General features: G+C 33.8%; 15 protein-coding genes. 10 read left to right on the top strand and 5 right to left on the bottom strand.

Annotation, left to right across the window (positions count from 1 at the left end; translation table 11 throughout):
• From VB264_RS22215 to VB264_RS22230, 4 genes are all read left to right on the top strand, one after another.
• The coding region (locus tag VB264_RS22215; RefSeq protein ID WP_323253133.1) for a transposase at positions 1-475 on the top strand (475 nt) is incomplete at its 5' end.
• Between the two features lie 92 nt (positions 476-567).
• On the top strand, positions 568-1,158 hold the full coding sequence (locus tag VB264_RS22220; RefSeq protein WP_309918956.1) for a bifunctional nuclease domain-containing protein: 591 nt from the start codon (positions 568-570) through the stop codon (positions 1,156-1,158).
• A 122-nt stretch (positions 1,159-1,280) separates the two neighbouring features.
• Entirely contained in the window at positions 1,281-2,162 is an 882-nt protein-coding gene (locus tag VB264_RS22225) for a cell division protein FtsX (protein WP_323253136.1), read from the top strand.
• Positions 2,163-2,211: 49 nt separating this feature from the next.
• The gene (locus VB264_RS22230; RefSeq protein WP_323253138.1) at positions 2,212-2,415 is read left to right on the top strand and encodes a DUF3098 domain-containing protein; all 204 of its coding nucleotides are present in this window, start codon (positions 2,212-2,214) and stop codon (positions 2,413-2,415) included.
• Positions 2,416-2,494: 79 nt separating this feature from the next.
• On the opposite strand, the gene VB264_RS22235 is transcribed toward VB264_RS22230, so the two are convergent.
• Positions 2,495-3,640 carry a lactonase family protein gene (locus tag VB264_RS22235; RefSeq protein WP_323253139.1) on the bottom strand — a complete coding sequence of 382 codons (1,146 nt, stop codon included), beginning with the start codon at positions 3,638-3,640 and terminating at the stop codon, positions 2,495-2,497.
• A 226-nt stretch (positions 3,641-3,866) separates the two neighbouring features.
• Between VB264_RS22235 and VB264_RS22240 the strand changes: the two genes are divergently transcribed.
• Positions 3,867-4,343 carry a hypothetical protein gene (locus VB264_RS22240; protein ID WP_309918967.1) on the top strand — a complete coding sequence of 159 codons (477 nt, stop codon included), beginning with the start codon at positions 3,867-3,869 and terminating at the stop codon, positions 4,341-4,343.
• 75 nt (positions 4,344-4,418) lie between these two features.
• Here VB264_RS22240 and VB264_RS22245 read toward each other — a convergent pair whose 3' ends face one another.
• Positions 4,419-4,817 (bottom strand): Hsp20/alpha crystallin family protein, encoded by a 399-nt coding sequence (locus VB264_RS22245; protein WP_323253142.1) that lies wholly within the window; start codon positions 4,815-4,817, stop codon positions 4,419-4,421.
• Positions 4,818-5,059: 242 nt separating this feature from the next.
• On the opposite strand from VB264_RS22245, the gene VB264_RS22250 reads away from it, so the two are divergent.
• The 3 genes from VB264_RS22250 (at position 5,060) to VB264_RS22260 (ending at position 10,375) form a co-directional block, all read left to right on the top strand.
• Positions 5,060-5,353 (top strand): hypothetical protein, encoded by a 294-nt coding sequence (locus tag VB264_RS22250; RefSeq protein WP_309918972.1) that lies wholly within the window; start codon positions 5,060-5,062, stop codon positions 5,351-5,353.
• Positions 5,354-5,447: 94 nt separating this feature from the next.
• Positions 5,448-6,401: a methylenetetrahydrofolate reductase [NAD(P)H] gene (gene metF, locus VB264_RS22255; RefSeq protein ID WP_323253144.1), complete on the top strand. Its 954-nt coding sequence runs from the start codon at positions 5,448-5,450 to the stop codon at positions 6,399-6,401.
• Positions 6,402-6,631: 230 nt separating this feature from the next.
• Positions 6,632-10,375 (top strand): ATP-binding protein, encoded by a 3,744-nt coding sequence (locus tag VB264_RS22260; RefSeq protein ID WP_323253146.1) that lies wholly within the window; start codon positions 6,632-6,634, stop codon positions 10,373-10,375.
• A 28-nt stretch (positions 10,376-10,403) separates the two neighbouring features.
• On the opposite strand, the gene VB264_RS22265 is transcribed toward VB264_RS22260, so the two are convergent.
• Both VB264_RS22265 and VB264_RS22270 read right to left on the bottom strand, forming a co-directional pair.
• Positions 10,404-11,303, bottom strand: coding sequence for a DUF58 domain-containing protein (locus tag VB264_RS22265; protein ID WP_323253148.1), 900 nt, complete (start codon positions 11,301-11,303; stop codon positions 10,404-10,406).
• A 197-nt stretch (positions 11,304-11,500) separates the two neighbouring features.
• The gene (locus VB264_RS22270; protein ID WP_323253150.1) at positions 11,501-12,121 is read right to left on the bottom strand and encodes a septal ring lytic transglycosylase RlpA family protein; all 621 of its coding nucleotides are present in this window, start codon (positions 12,119-12,121) and stop codon (positions 11,501-11,503) included.
• A gap of 327 nt (positions 12,122-12,448) precedes the next feature.
• On the opposite strand from VB264_RS22270, the gene VB264_RS22275 reads away from it, so the two are divergent.
• Both VB264_RS22275 and ychF read left to right on the top strand, forming a co-directional pair.
• The gene (locus tag VB264_RS22275; protein ID WP_309918987.1) at positions 12,449-12,775 is read left to right on the top strand and encodes a DUF3276 family protein; all 327 of its coding nucleotides are present in this window, start codon (positions 12,449-12,451) and stop codon (positions 12,773-12,775) included.
• Between the two features lie 362 nt (positions 12,776-13,137).
• Positions 13,138-14,244: a redox-regulated ATPase YchF gene (ychF, locus tag VB264_RS22280; RefSeq protein ID WP_323253152.1), complete on the top strand. Its 1,107-nt coding sequence runs from the start codon at positions 13,138-13,140 to the stop codon at positions 14,242-14,244.
• Positions 14,245-14,309: 65 nt separating this feature from the next.
• Here the strand turns inward: ychF and VB264_RS22285 are convergent, their stop codons facing one another.
• Positions 14,310-15,650: an OmpA family protein gene (locus VB264_RS22285; RefSeq protein ID WP_323253154.1), complete on the bottom strand. Its 1,341-nt coding sequence runs from the start codon at positions 15,648-15,650 to the stop codon at positions 14,310-14,312.
• Positions 15,651-15,725 lie beyond the last annotated feature (75 nt).

Below are 15,725 nucleotides of genomic sequence, written 5' to 3' on the forward strand. Positions count from 1 at the left end.
TCAGGCAAAGAAAACTAAAACTACCTTTGTAACTGAAGTACTTTCTAATGGAGATACACTCAAACAATTATTGGCTAGAAGCAGATATTTGTTATTCAAACATCACAGTAAATGGACTCAGCTACAGAAGCAACGAGCAGAGCTATTGTTTGAGCGTTACCCAGAACTTGAGAAGGCTTATCAACTATCGCTTCGATTGGGAGAGATATTCAAGGTATGTAAAAGTAAAGAAGAAGCATTCAAAAAATTGGCATTATGGTACAATGATGTAGAGAATTCCAATATAGATTCCTTTAGAACTGTATCCAAATCTATTCAAACCCACTATTTATCTATCCTGAATTTCTTTATTAACAGAAGCACAAATGCTTCAGCAGAATCTTTTAACTCAAAGGTAAAATCCTTCAGAGCTACATCAAGAGGTGTGAGAGATGTCAAATTCTTCCTCTTTAGACTCTCTAAAATATATGCTTGAAATTTTTATCCCCCAAAAATCCCGCTTGAGCCGTTTATATCTTTGTTACTTGCTAATGAAAACCCCAATTATTAAAAGCATATATTTGTAAAGTGGAAAAAATAAAATTAGAAATATTAGGATTGTCTCCTAGTTCATCTCAAACGGGTTCGTTCGCATTGATATTAGGAGAAGAGTTTGGTCCCAGAAGGTTACCTATCATCATTGGCATGTTTGAGGCCCAAGCAATTGCCATTGAAATTGAGAAAATCGAGCCTAACCGCCCGATGACTCATGATTTATTTAAAGCGTTTGCTCGTACTTTTCATTATTCTGTGAGTGAAATTTCAATAACGGACATCAAAGAAGGTGTCTTTTTCGCTAGAATTCATTGTACTGACGGTATTAAAGATACTTATATTGATGCCCGCCCGTCGGATGCCATCGCTATTGCTTTACGTTTCAATGTACCGATTTATACCTTTGAAAATGTATTGTCGGAAGCAGGTATTTCAACCAACGAGTCGTCGAAAGACCCTTTAATTGATGATATTGAACCTGAAATTAAGCCTAAAAAGACTTTTGGTGAGATTTTGAAAGAAAATCCAGTAGAACAGCTTAATAAAATGTTACAAGAAGCCCTTGCTAATGAAGAATATGAAAAGGCTGCGAAAATTCGTGACGAACTAGATAAAAGAAATTAAACAAAGGATACTAAAAAAAGCCATCTGAAAACCTCAGATGGCTTTTTGTTAAAAAGCGTTAATTGGCTTTCATTGCGATATAAAAATCGTAAATTTGTTTGTAATCTTTGCCTCAAGATGATATGGCTAAAATAAAAAAATTAGGAAGTACGCCGAATGTAATGGTCGTTATTAGCTTAACCATAGCACTTTTCTTAATCGGAATGTGCGGTTTGTTAACGCTGAATGCTCGTAAATTGGCCGAATTAGTTAAGCAAAACGTTGAGCTACAAGTATATTTAGATGACGATTTAACTACCAGCAAACTTGATTCAATTTACAAATTGTTGACCAAAAAGGAGTTTGTACTTTTAAAAGACAATTCTCCTCAAATCAATTTTATTTCTAAAGAAGTAGCAGCCAAACAATTTATTGAGGAATCTGGAGAAGATTATCGTAAACTTTTGGGTGATAATAATCCTCTTCATAACCTATATGCTGTAAAAATTAAGCAAGAGTATTTTAATGATGTCAAATTAAAAGAAATTAAAACAGCACTAGAAGTAATTCCCGGTATTCACGAAGTAGCGTATGTTGAGAATTTTGTGGAGGAGGTAAATAAAAATATTTCAAAGATTTATTTAGTACTCTCTGTTTTTGTATTGTTGTTACTGTTGATTATCATCATTTTAGTAAACAATACCATTAAACTATCATTGTATTCTCAGCGATTTTTAATCAGAAGTATGCAATTAGTAGGAGCAACCAATGGTTTTATTCGTAAACCATTTATCATAAAAGGAGCCTTACAAGGGTTGACTAGTGGTTTGGTAGCAAGCTCATTGCTTATTTTACTTCAACAACTGGCTGTTCGTAAAGTAGAAGGCTTGGTACTATTACAGGAAATGGACAAAATGATTTATTTACTTTTGGGCATCTTGATTATTGGAACGTTGATGGGTATCCTAAGCACATTCCAATCTGTTGAAAGATATTTACGATTATCATTAGACGAGCTATATTAAGCATCAATAAAAATCAACTTTCATTTGAAATTCAAAATAAAAATATAAAATGACTAATAAAGATAAATTCCCTTTTGGAAAAACAAACTACTTAACAATGTTGCTAGGAATAGCTATTATTCTTATCGGATTTTTTATCATGAGCCAAGATAAAGAAGAATTCGGCTTTGGATTTTTAGGTTTAACACTAGGACCAATCGTTGTATTGGCAGGTTTTACGATTGAATTTTTTGCTATTTTAAGAAAATCGTAGTTAAGCAGATACTTATAAATGAAAACGCTCTTTAACATATTGGATAAAGAGCGTTTTTTTGATTTATTATCAATACCTTTTAATCAACATTCATCATTTTTAAACAAACTGGATTGGGTACCGAAATCTCTTTTCCTGTTGATTTTAGCGTTCCTTTAATAGGGTCGCGTTCAAAAATAGTAATATTATCACTATCCTGATTGGCAATCAAAACAAATTTGCCCGTAGGGTCAATGATAAAGTTTCTAGGTTTTTTGCCTAATACGCCTTGATTAGTGATATAAGTAAGTTTACCAGTTTTAGGATCTATCGCATAAATAGCAATGCTATCATGAATTCTATTAGAGCCGTATAGAAACTTTCCATCAGGCGAAATATGAATATCTGCACACGATTTCCCACCCGTATAATCTGCTGGTAAGGTAGAAATAGTTTGGAAAGCCTTAAGTCCTCCCTTTTGATAATGAAAGCCTGTTATCTCTCCGCTTAATTCTTGTATCACATACGCAAATTTTTTGTTGGGATGAAAAGTAAAATGTCTTGGTCCAGTTCCATCTTGTACTTTTGTAAAAGGAGGATTACCCGCAGTCAATTTTCCAGTAGTGTTATCCAGTTGGTAAGTAACAATTTTATCAATTCCCAAATCTGGTACAAATACATCAACGTTATTGGGAGCAATGTTAATTGAATGCACATGAGGTTTTTCTTGTCTTGTTTCATTCACTCCTTTGCCTTCATGTTGTATCGTCTGAATGGCAGCGCCTACACCTCCATTACTTTCTACAGGTAAAACACTTAGGCTACCAGCCCCATAATTCCCCACAATTACCCATTTCCCTGTCTTATCAACAGCTACATGACAAGGGCCTGAGCCATTTGCTGACTGTGTACTCAATTGATTTAATACACCTTTTGTTTTATCAAACTCAAAGGCATACACCGCACCACCATTGTTAAATTCACCAACAGAATACACATATTTTTGGTTGGGTGAGATAGCTAAAAAAGCAGGATTCTTCAACCCTTTCGCAATGCTGATTGCCTGATAATTTCCAGTTTCACTGTTGAATTTATAGACGTAAATTCCTTCGCTTTTTCCTGATGTATAAGTACCTACCAATAAATAAAATTCTTTGGGTGCTATGGGTTTGGATATGTTAGTAGCAAAAGCAAAAGATTGAAAAAGTACAAGCAGTACTAGCAAAAACTTAGTAATGATTTTCATGGAGAGAAGATTTAGGACGACTAATGATAATTTCTGAAAAGATAAGTATTTTTTGATTTTTACTTATAGAGTATTGTAGGGATTAATTTTTACTCAATTCTAACATATTATGTTGCAAGATGTCGTCTAGTTAGGATAGTGGGGTATTTTTTCTACATATTTTCATGGTAATCTTTGGTACGATAATTTAAAAAAGAGATTTGATTAAAATATTAACAACAATCGCATGAAAAAACTATTATTCAGTGCTTTTATACTCGTTTTATTGGGTGTAAGCACTTCTGTAAAAGCTCAAGGGCAATACAAATCAGCGTTAGGTATTCGTTTAGGTAATACCAATGGTATTACATTTAAAACTTTTGTAAACGAAAAAAGTGCAGTAGAAGTAATTGGCTCATTCCGTTATGAAGGTTTTGGTTTAACAGGTCTTTATGAAGTACATGGAAGGGCTTTTAATTCTAGAGATTTTAATTGGTTTATTGGGGGTGGTGGTCACGTGTATGTTTGGGGTGATAAACGTCCAGGATTTTTAGATAGAAATCAAACAACCGTACTAGGTTTAGATGGTATCCTTGGCTTAGAAGCTTATGCAAGAACAATTCCTTTAGCAATCAGTTTAGACTGGAAACCTGCAATCAATATCGTTAATTATAGTAGTTTCTGGGCAGATGAAATCGCTTTGTCATTCAGATATACATTTTAGTTAGCTGAAAGCATACAAAAAAAGCCCTACGGAAGCGTACTTCGTAGGGCTCATATATATAGCTAGTTTGTTTCCTTAAATTTCTACTTCTATTCTTTTCTTGAAGCCTTTTCGGTGTTCATCAATAGGCATTACTATTTTCCATTGATTATTATAGTATCTCGCAACGATATTATCTAAATCAATAAAATTGGGTAACACAATATGACCAATAGTTTGTGGAACAAAGTCCTGTGCTTCTTCTTCCTTCGCTTTTTTCAAAACTGGTTGCAAAGCATATAGCCACAAAATGTTATTTTCTACGTCCATTTGTAAATGGTCTGCACTCAAACCCGCTACTTTTACAAATACTTCAAAAGCTTCTTCTGTTAGATTTACTTCAATATTTGGCTCAACTCTGCCACCGTTAAGTGTATTGCTAAAATCAATGTCTGCTAGTATATTTTTCGGAATCTCTATTTTATAGTTGTTCATCTTATTACGCTTTAAAGGTTAAAAACATATTTGTTAAAGATGTTTATTATATCCTTTCAAATCTTATACCAGCTCATTTTATAAGACAAAATGACTTGTTTTGTATAATGGGTAAGACATTTTGTCTAACACGAAGTGGTTTCTACAATAAATAAGGCATTTTATGCACAAATAGCCTACTAGCATTTTTATTTGCTACTACATAGTATGTAACTTTATGCTTCATTTAAATGATAACTTCGATGACTTACCCTGAATTTAAGGCAACGTTAACTCATCCAACCCCACCGACCTCGGTTCATGAATTGTTAATTGCACTTTGGTATGATGCAAATGAAGATTGGGAGAAAGCCCATGAAATAGCCCAAAGCAATGAAGGTTCAAAAAAGTATGATCAATTACATGCCTACTTACACAGAAAAGAAGGTGATAATTGGAATGCCAAATATTGGTACACGCGTGCTAAATCAACAGTTTTTGTGGGTTCGCTGGCTCAGGAGTGGGAAATGTTAGTAAAGGAGTTTTTGACTCTATAAGTTTTGCCTACCTTTGTACAAAATATAAACTAATGCTATGTACGGCTGTTTGATGAAGATATTCACCTGAAAGTCGGAGATTTATATATTAATTATGACCAAAATTACCCAATACATCGAGCAAGCCAAGGGCAAAACGCTATTTTCAATTGAGATTATTCCGCCAGTAAAAGGGGAAAGCATACAATCCTTAATGAGCAATATCGAGCCTTTGATGGAATTTAAACCGCCTTTTATTGAGGTAACGTATCATCGCGAAGAATTTTTAGAGAAAATTGTGAATGGTCAAATAGATAGAATTCCTATTCGGAAACGCCCAGGTACTGTCGGTATTTGTGCTAGCTTGATGAACCGTTTTAATGTTGATGCCGTTCCTCATGTGATTTGCGGAGGTTTTACCAAAGAAGAAACAGAAGACTTTTTATTTGATTTACATTATTTAGGAATTGATAATGTACTTGTACTTCGTGGTGACCCTGTGAAGGGCAATCCCGCTTTTACACCCGAAAAAGGAGGGCATGCCTATGCAAGTGACTTACTTCAACAAGTAGTAAGAATGAACCACGGAGAGCTTTTGCACGAAGAAACACAAGCTTCGCCAACCAATTTCTGTATTGGTGTGGCAGGTTATCCAGAAAAACATTTTGAAGCACCTAACCTTAATACCGATTTTGCTTATTTGAAAAAGAAAGTGGAATTAGGGGCAGATTATATCGTTACACAAATGTTTTTTGATAATCAAAAGTATTTTGATTTCGTAAAGAAATGTCGTGCAGAAGGAATTAATGTGCCTATTATTCCAGGTTTAAAACCTTTGGCAACAAAAAAACAATTGACAGTTTTGCCAAGAATCTTCCATTTAGATATGCCTGAAGATTTGGTAAAAGCAGTAGGGCAATGCCAAACAGATAAAGACGTAAAACAAGTAGGAATAGAATGGTGTATTCAGCAATGTAAAGAATTGATAGCCTTTGATGCACCAATCTTACATTTTTATACCATGAGTAAATCTGAAAGTACAAAAAAGATTGCAGCAGCAATTTTTTAAATTAAATTTTAGTAATATTACCGTATTTTTCAAGAAGAGTCTTTTACACAATAAGACTCTTCTTTTTGTTTAGTCTAGATGAAGTTATTTTTATAAATTACAGTATTTTTGATAGAACGAATGAATCTTCTTTTTTAATAATATAAATTTTCCACCTCAGTCTTAGTTGTTATGTTAAAGCATTTTCAAAATGTTTCATATAATAGTGGGCTCTTCACAAGTAAAGTGTTATGAATCATACATTTACTAAAATTTTCATCTCTCTTTTCCTTAAAAGAAATCTCTTTCTGAGTTTCGCTTTTTTGTGTTTTGGACTGACATCTTTATTGTATGTTGTCATCGAAAACGACAAAGGCAATACATTTGAAGAAAAGTATTTATCTGATATTCAACAAAAAGTCTGCAAAGAAATCCAACAATCAAACCTTGATTTAGATAAAGTAAGCAGTATCATCAATAATCTAAAAGTACTTAGATTTGGTTCATTGTTTACTAAAACCGAATATCCATACTTTATCTTCAATAATGGCAAATTGATTTTTTGGTCAGATAATCAGTTTGTTCCTGATTACTCATTAATCAAAGGGAATTATACTACAAAAGGTCTATTATTAGAAACAGGTAAATCAATTGTAAATCGCAGAGTAATAACAGTTGGGAAAAATAATATTGAGGTTTTCTCCGTCTTGAATTTGTATTATTCAAATGAATATAGGGTGAATGGATTGCGTGAACAATATAATACCAAAATTTTCAGGACGGACGCTCAAGATATTTCTATTACGCCTTCTTCCAACAATCACCTTAATATTTATACCTCATCAAAACAATTCTTATTTTCCATTGCGACTGAACAAGGTGACAACTTTCAGATTTATATCATTTCAACTTCGGTAATTGTTAGTGGTTTACTTAGTGTATTTTTTGCAATTATTTACTTGTTTACTTGGCTTTGGTATTTAAACAATAGCCATCGCCATGGCCTAGCTTTTGTTATATTATTAGGGTTTATGATTGTCTTAAGAAGCATCTCGCTTTTTTATTCAATACCATTTTCACTTTACCAATCAGACCTCTTTAATCCTAAGTATTTTAGTTCATCTATTTTATCTCCATCGTTGGGCGACTTAATTATCAACTTACTGATTTTTGTGTTCCTATTAGTTTACTTAGTGAACTATTACTACAAAATGAGGGCTTATTTATGGTTGATGAATTTGCCAAAACTTATTAAGCAAATTAGCACTGTAGTATTATTGGTAGGTAGTTTTGTGCTTACTCAGTTTATATATGGCCTTATTGGCGATATATATGAAAAATCCAATAATGAGCTTAGTTTGGCTTTAAACATCGATATTTGGGAAAAACCTTTGGTATTGTTTTCATTATTAACCTATGTATTGATTGCACTAATTTACTTTTTAAGTAGTCATTTACTAATCATCCTGATTATTAAACTGAACCGACGCAATGATAAATGGATGTATATTTCCTTATTGATTGCTTTGTTGTTTACTAGTCTTCTTGTTTTTATTTTCTCAAATTTTAGTTTTTTTGTTTTTGGACTTTACAGTATTTATTTGGTTGTTCTTTTTTATACGTCGTTTCCATGCTATTTATACACTTTCCGTTACCAAACGTCTATTTACTTCTTTGGTGGGGCATTGGTATGTGCAGGCATAGGCAACTATGTGGTTTATCAAGAAAATATTCAAGAAGATTTTAATCATAAAAAACAGTTTGCCAAACGCTATTTCGATGAGAATGATGAAAAAGCGGAGTTTCTTTTAAACAAAGCAAGCCTTTCAATCAGCCGAGATACGACTATTCTTGATTTGATGAAATCTGATTTTCTACCGAAAGAACAAGTAGAGAATTATGTGAAACATAATTTGTTGGATAATTATTTTTCTTATTATGATGTTCAAGTTTTTGTTTTTGATAGTACTGGTAAGTCGCTAGATAATAATGATGAAATAGGTAATTACCAGACTTTCGGGAAGATGTTTAGATTGCCAAAGTATAGCACAAAAAATGAAAAAATATATTTTGTAAACAACTTAGAGTCTTATGCTAACAAACAGTATTTCAATTTTATCCCAATTCTGAATAAAGAAAATACCTCAGCCGGTTATATTATCCTAGATTTAACGCGGAAAATTCAGCTTTCTAATGATATTAATGATGAATCTCCAATTTTTACGGGGACGAAGCTAAAAGCCAATGCATATAGTTTTGCGGTATATGAAAATGGAAAGATTTTAAAAACAGGCGGGGAAGGTTTTAATTATGAAAGAAAATTATCTAGTGATGTGCTAAAAGGGGAAGAGATTTTTCAGGATGGAGTAGAAGAAAATGGTTATAAACATATTGGGTTTGTTGACAACAAAGGTAAAGCTATCATTGTTTCTTCAGAATCACAAAGTATTGCTTCAATCTATGCCAATTTCTCATTCTTGTTTTTGATATTAGTTTTTACCATCATTATCGTCATCCTGTTTTATTCCTTACACTACGGCTTTTCGATGATGAATATCAACATCGCTAGTAAGATTCAAATATACCTCAATATCGCGTTTTTGTTACCTCTGATTTTGGTAGTGAGTATTACCCTGACCATCATCAGTGCCAAGTTCTCGGAAAGTCAGCAAGACGGTTACCTGAATCAAACAGAGAGCATAGGCATTAATTTAATGCCCGCAGTTGATAGATTCGTTCAAGGCAAAATGAGTAAACAATTTTTGTCTGATACGATTAATAGTATTTCTACAAGTACCAAAAAATACATAAGTGTTTTTGATACCCAAGGTCATTTGTTGGCTAATAACAAACCATTCAGCTTTGAAAATGGCTTCCTTTCTAATTATATCAACCCAATAGCGTATATCAAGCTGATGGAAGAAAAGGACGCTAAAGTGATGTTGGATGAAACCATTGGTGATTTATCTTTCAAAACTTCCTACTTAAAGCTAAATTCAAATGAGGGTAAATTACTCGGGATTGTTTGTATTCCATTTTATGATTCAAAAACATACTTTACCAAAGAGGTAAGTTCCGTAATTGGCTCAATGCTGAATACTTTCACTACCATTTTCTTGATTTTACTATGGTTTTCATACTTAGCTTCTAATGTATTGATTGTTCCGTTGCAGATGATTACCAATAAACTAAGGAAGGTCGATTTAAGCAAGCCAAGCGAACCACTTTCATGGCGTTCAGATGATGAAATTGGTGTTTTAGTGAAAGCCTATAATGAAATGTTGGTAAAGCTTGAAGAATCTAAGGTAGCCCTTACTGATGCGAATAAACAATCTGCATGGCAACAAATGGCTAAACAGGTGGCTCATGAAATTAAGAATCCTCTTACACCAATGAAGTTGTCTTTACAATTGCTTTGGCGTAAGCTTTCAAGAGGAACAGAACTAGATTTAGCACAAGTTAAAGACCAGATAGAATCGTTAACAGGGCAGATTGATAACCTTTCCTATATTGCTACTTCTTTTTCAGATTTTGCCAGATTACCAATCCCTAAAAGTGAGGTATTTGATTTTGCTCAAGAGACTAGAAAAGTTGTGAATTTATTCACAGACGACTCTCAGTTAGAATTAAGAATGATTGTGCCAAACAAAGCCGTAAAAGTAATTGGCGACCGTCAGCTAACGGGGAATATCATCAAAAACCTGATTATGAATGCCATTCAATCAGTGCCAGCCACTAAAACACCCGAAGTAATGATTGTGGTAGAGTTAGGCATTGAAGCGATTACTTTTAGTATTCAAGATAATGGGATAGGGATTAGGGAAGAACACCGTGGAAAAATATTCATGTTAGACTATTCAACTAAAACCCAAGGTTCGGGTGTAGGTTTAGCCTTAGCAAAATGGGTAGTAGATAATGCTAAAGGAAGTATTTGGTTTGAAACTGTAGAGAACCAAGGAACTACCTTCTTCTTTACCTTGCCATTAGCCCCTTGATATTGATGAAAAGATGAAGTAAAACAACTTACTTCATCTTTCCTCTTTTGACTAAATACGACGTAAGGATTTGTTCAAATCCTTCAGCAATATCAGCTTCAATAAAATCAATTTTATATTGTCCGCAACGCAGTTTTAATTCTTGGTAAAACTGATGCAAGATTTTCTGGTAATCAACCTTTACTTGAGCAGGATTCAACTTGATAGTTTCGTTGGTTTCTAAATCAATAAATTCATAGGGGCGGTCATCAAATTCAAAGTCAGATTCTGTCTTTTTATCCGTTACATGAAATATCAATACTTCATGAAGGTTATGTTTGAGGTGTTGTAAGGAAGAAAAAATCTTTTCTGAATTATCAATATCATCAAACATATCGCTGAAAATAATTACCAACGAACGCTTATGAATGTTTTCAGCTATCTGGTGAATTACCGACGCCACTTCAGTTTTTTTATGCTCTTTAGGCTTTTGAAGTAAATTTTCTAAATCCAAAAAGATTTTATGGATATGCGAAGGCGTAGATTTGACAGGCGTTTGAATCTCAATACCTGAGGAGAAAGTAATTAAGCTAATAGCATCTTTTTGTTTTTGAAGCATATATGCCAAAGCCGCTGCCGCCATGGTAGAGAATACAATTTTACCATTATTTTTCTCTGGATAATACATCGAAGAAGATGTGTCAATGATTAAATGACAACGCAAATTCGTTTCTTCTTCATATCTTTTGGTGTAAAGTCTATCCGTTTTTGCAAATACCTTCCAATCTATATGCCTAGTACTCTCGCCATTATTATACAAACGATGCTCTGCAAATTCAACAGAAAAACCATGAAATGGTGATTTATGAAGACCTGTAATAAAACCCTCTACCATTTGCTTGGCTAAAAATTCTATATTTCCATATTGGCGTATTTGTGCTAAATCCATAAATTATTTTAAAACTTTATTGAGTGAACTAACATTGAAGCTGTTTAAACTTTTCCTTTCGGGTTAAACTAAGTCTTTTAGAATAGCTTGTCCCAAAATTTACTCAACGTAGCGATGCTATGCTTCGCAAATTTTGAAAAAATCAATTCAAAAATATAATACTTTCACCTCAGAAACGGAAAGTTTAAACAGCTTCATTATTTAGTTTTCTTTTTAGGAGTTGCTTTCGCTGCTTTCTGCGCTTTTATTTTTTGCTTAGAGAGCTTCCTTAAATAAGAATTTACTTTTAAACGTCGATGTTTGAGGTTTGGATATTTTCTTTTTTGCCAATTTTTTTTGAGGCGATAATAACGATGATATTTTAACTTCGTTTTCTGATAAAACTTAGGCTCAAAATGAGGAGGGGCTGTCAATCTTAGTGAGTCGAAAGGCTCTAGCATAATATCACCGTCAAAGCCAACCACTTTTAAACGAACTTTTGTAAGCCCCTTATGGGTCATTTTTAACCACTTTGCTGGATTTTCGGTTAAATCAATAATCCTTCCAGGCTTAAACGGACCTCGGTCGTTTACTCTTACTATTACAAAACGTTTATTAGCAAGATTTGTTACTTCCAGCATCGTGCCAAAGGGCAATGTCATGTGGGCAGCAGTGTACTGATTTCGTTGAAGTATTTCACCTGTCGAGGTAGGTTTGTTATAGAAATACTGAGCATAGAATGAAGAAATACCAAAAGATTCATCCCCTAATTTTTGTGCATGGGCAACAGAACAGAAAAGGCTAAAAACTATGATAATTCCTAGAAGTGGTTTTGACATTTTGTGTGATTTAGTGGTTTTAATTTAGTGGCTTTCTACACATTATCTACCAAAACTGGAATACGAAATTAGCCTTTTTCAGGCGAAATAAAAATATAAATTTTAAGCATATAATATTGAAATGTAACTATGCTACATAGTGCATATAGCACAACGTTTTTTTATTTTATGAATCAATCGTTTTGTTTTCAATATTAAATTAGTCGATTTGACTAATAATTAGTGTGAAGATGTAGAAAATAGAAATTATTTTTCATGATTAACTTTTGAAACATTCAGAAAATTTATATTTTTACCAATCCGTAAACCCTAAATTGTCATAGCACAGTGGAAGAAAGAGAAAGAGAAGAATTGTTTTCGAAACGTATCAGAGCAGGAAAGCGAACGTATTTTTTTGATGTGAAATCGACCCGCTCAAACGACTACTACATTACTATTACAGAAAGTCGCCGTTATCAAAAAGATGATGGTTTTGCTTACGAAAAACACAAGATGTTCTTATATAAGGAAGATTTTGATAAATTTGTTGAAGGCCTCCAAGAAGCAGTTGACCATGTGAAACATGAACTTTTGCCTGATGTAGATTTTACTCAATTTAATCGTGAAGATGAAGATACTGTGGGCGGATTTGGTAGTGATTTGAAATGGGAATAAACGAATGAAAGAATTTATAAGCCTCTGAAATTTCAGAGGCTTTTTTGTTCTTGTAGGATTAAACTTGTAACTTTGTGTGTACTCAAGCTAATCAGACCTTAGAATCTGCAAAAACTGTTTCAATGTAACATTCTTCATAAGCCCTCAGGTATTGAATACTAATTCAAATTAAGCTAACCTGTCAGATTCATTATTTACAATTACTTCAAGAAATGGATACATAGACACTAGGAGTTGATTATTCAATTTCTACACTAAGCTTATAATAACGAATATAGTTGAATGATTTTACAGCATAGTAGTAAATTTTGATTGAAGTGTGAGCTTAACAATATTAATTTTTGAAAATAATAAGTAGATAAATGGGTCTTCAATGTGGAATCGTAGGTTTGCCTAATGTTGGGAAATCTACTTTGTTTAGTGCAATTTCTTCAAATAAGGCGGAAGCCGCCAATTACCCTTTCTGTACAATTGAACCTAATGTAGGGATTGTAACAGTACCTGACGAGCGTCTTAATATTTTAGAACAATTGGTGAACCCTCAAAGAGTGTTACCAACTGTGATTGAATTTATGGATATTGCAGGTCTAGTAAAAGGAGCTTCGCAGGGAGCAGGGTTAGGTAATAAATTCTTAGCAAATATTCGCGAAGTAGATGCTATTTTGCATGTAGTGCGTTGTTTTGCGGATGATAATATCGTTCACGTAGAAGGAAGAGTGAATCCTGTGTCGGATAAAGAAATTATTGATTTTGAATTACAATTAAAAGATTTAGAATCGGTAGATAAGAAAATCCAGAAAGTAGAACGTGCAGCCAAAGCAGGTGATGCAAAATCAAGAGCTCAATTAGCCATTCTTCAACAATATAAATCAACCTTAGAAGCTGGTAAGTCTGCAAGAACCGTTCAGGGTTTAGAACCAGATGCTAAGTTTGAAGCAATTGGTGACTTGTGCTTATTGACAGACAAGCCTGTAATTTATGTAGCCAACGTAGATGAAGCATCAATTGCGAAAGGAACAAATGAATACGTTGAGCAATTGAAAGTAGCTGTAGCGGAAGAAGGTGCGGAAGTAGTGGTAATTTGTGCGGCATTGGAAGCACAAATTGCTGAAATGGAAGACGAAGACGACCGTCAGATGTTCTTGGAAGAATATAATCTTACAGAATCTGGCTTAGATAAGTTAATCCGTAGCTCATATTATTTATTGAACTTGATTACTTATTTTACAGCTGGCGTGAAAGAAGTACGTGCTTGGACAATCCAGAAAGGATGGAAAGCACCAGCTGCGGCAGGCGTAATCCACTCTGATTTTGAACGTGGCTTTATTCGTGCGGAGGTAATTAAATTTGCAGATTTCCAACAGTATAAATCTGAAGGAGCTTGTAAAGAAGCAGGTAAATTATCTGTTGAAGGAAAAGAATACGTTGTAATAGACGGCGACATTATGCACTTCCGTTTCAACGTTTAGTAAATATTAAGTCATACAAAAAAGCCTTGCTAGTATCGTTATTAGCAAGGCTTTTTTGTATCACACTATAATTTTAAGACTACAAATTCAACTCTTCTATTCACTTTCCTTTCTTCATCTGAGCCTTTTTTGACTAATGGTCGACTAGCTCCATATCCAACTGCTTGAATCCGCTTGGTCGAAATGCCTTTTTGAACCAAATATGTTTCGCAAGCATCTACTCTTTCTTGTGATAATTCAAGGTTAGCATCAGCATCACCAATGATGTCGGTATGGCCTTCTAAACGAATTTCCATTTCTGGATTATTCTGCATCATTGTCACTAATTTATTGAGTTCAGCAAAAGAAGCAGGTAATAAGTCAGATTTAGATACTTCAAAATAGATATTTTTTAGGGCTATTTTATCACCTACTACAATAGGCGTAAGATAAATATCTTTAATGAATTTAGTTTCATTGTTAATTTTAGATAAATCAACAATATCATTAACTGATAAATAGCCCTTAGCTGAGGCAGTGTAGGTATAAATTTGCCCTTTTTGCAAAGCCATTTTATAAATACCTGTACTCACAAAGCTCTGTACCGAATCAATAATTTGCTTACTACTTGATAATTTATAGTTGATAGTAGCACTTACTGGTTTATTAGTCTTTACATCACGTACAATTCCCGAAACCTGAATGCTTGTTACTACTGGTAGTGGGGCAGGAGTATTATCTACTTCGCCTAATTTTCCACTTTTAGGTTTTGTATTAACTGTTGTGGTGCTTTTAGTTGGTGTTTTAGTCGGAGAAACAGGAGGAGCAGGATTAGCTTTTGGCTGTGTTGGCTGGGTGACAATGTCTATTGGATTGCTAATTCGTAAACCATATACATTCCAACAAGTAATGTAATCATAATCGTTACATTCAAACAAATCGAAGTCTTCCAACCCTTTGTCCAAACGCTCAAAATAAACAACGAAATTTATTTGGTCGCCAGGTACTGTTTTTCTACCATAAACTTTAACATCTTGCCCTGCAACAAGTTGAGGAATGCCTTCGGTTTTGATTAATTTAAATGACCTTGCACCATTGGCTGCAATTAATTGAGCAGTTGACTGAAAGGCGATGTCTTCGTGTCCGTCATTGACTAATCTCCCGTTCCTATCATATTGAGGTGAATTGTTATTTCTATAGGCTACATACAAGATTGTATATTTATCAGTAATGCGAATATTGCCGATAGACACATTTTTATCCGCTGCTCTACCTGTGGAGGTAGATGGGTAGGAACCTCTTCCTGATGGCGTTTGATTACGCTCTGTAGGATACTGCGTACCTCCGCCAGAACTTTGTGGGTAACTCCCGCTCTGACAACTTTGGAGTATAACCAACGATGCAAAAGCCCAAAGTAAGTTTTTCATTTGAATATAAATTTTATAACAAGATAATAAGCAAGTAAGTAAACGTAATTATTATAAATTTTAAACGAAGATAAC

It is taken from the genome of Arcicella aquatica, assembly GCF_034928825.1.
Taxonomy (GTDB): Bacteria; Bacteroidota; Bacteroidia; order Cytophagales; family Spirosomataceae; genus Arcicella; species Arcicella aquatica.

Coding starts and splice junctions, on each gene's coding strand:
- VB264_RS22225 (WP_323253136.1), top strand. CDS start 1,281: ATGGCTAAAATAAAAAAATTAGGAAGTACGCCGAATGTAATGGTCGTT.
- VB264_RS22230 (WP_323253138.1), top strand. CDS start 2,212: ATGACTAATAAAGATAAATTCCCTTTTGGAAAAACAAACTACTTAACA.
- VB264_RS22235 (WP_323253139.1), bottom strand. CDS start 3,640: ATGAAAATCATTACTAAGTTTTTGCTAGTACTGCTTGTACTTTTTCAA.
- VB264_RS22240 (WP_309918967.1), top strand. CDS start 3,867: ATGAAAAAACTATTATTCAGTGCTTTTATACTCGTTTTATTGGGTGTA.
- VB264_RS22245 (WP_323253142.1), bottom strand. CDS start 4,817: ATGAACAACTATAAAATAGAGATTCCGAAAAATATACTAGCAGACATT.
- VB264_RS22250 (WP_309918972.1), top strand. CDS start 5,060: ATGACTTACCCTGAATTTAAGGCAACGTTAACTCATCCAACCCCACCG.
- metF (WP_323253144.1), top strand. CDS start 5,448: ATGACCAAAATTACCCAATACATCGAGCAAGCCAAGGGCAAAACGCTA.
- VB264_RS22260 (WP_323253146.1), top strand. CDS start 6,632: ATGAATCATACATTTACTAAAATTTTCATCTCTCTTTTCCTTAAAAGA.
- VB264_RS22265 (WP_323253148.1), bottom strand. CDS start 11,303: ATGGATTTAGCACAAATACGCCAATATGGAAATATAGAATTTTTAGCC.
- VB264_RS22270 (WP_323253150.1), bottom strand. CDS start 12,121: ATGTCAAAACCACTTCTAGGAATTATCATAGTTTTTAGCCTTTTCTGT.
- ychF (WP_323253152.1), top strand. CDS start 13,138: ATGGGTCTTCAATGTGGAATCGTAGGTTTGCCTAATGTTGGGAAATCT.
- VB264_RS22285 (WP_323253154.1), bottom strand. CDS start 15,650: ATGAAAAACTTACTTTGGGCTTTTGCATCGTTGGTTATACTCCAAAGT.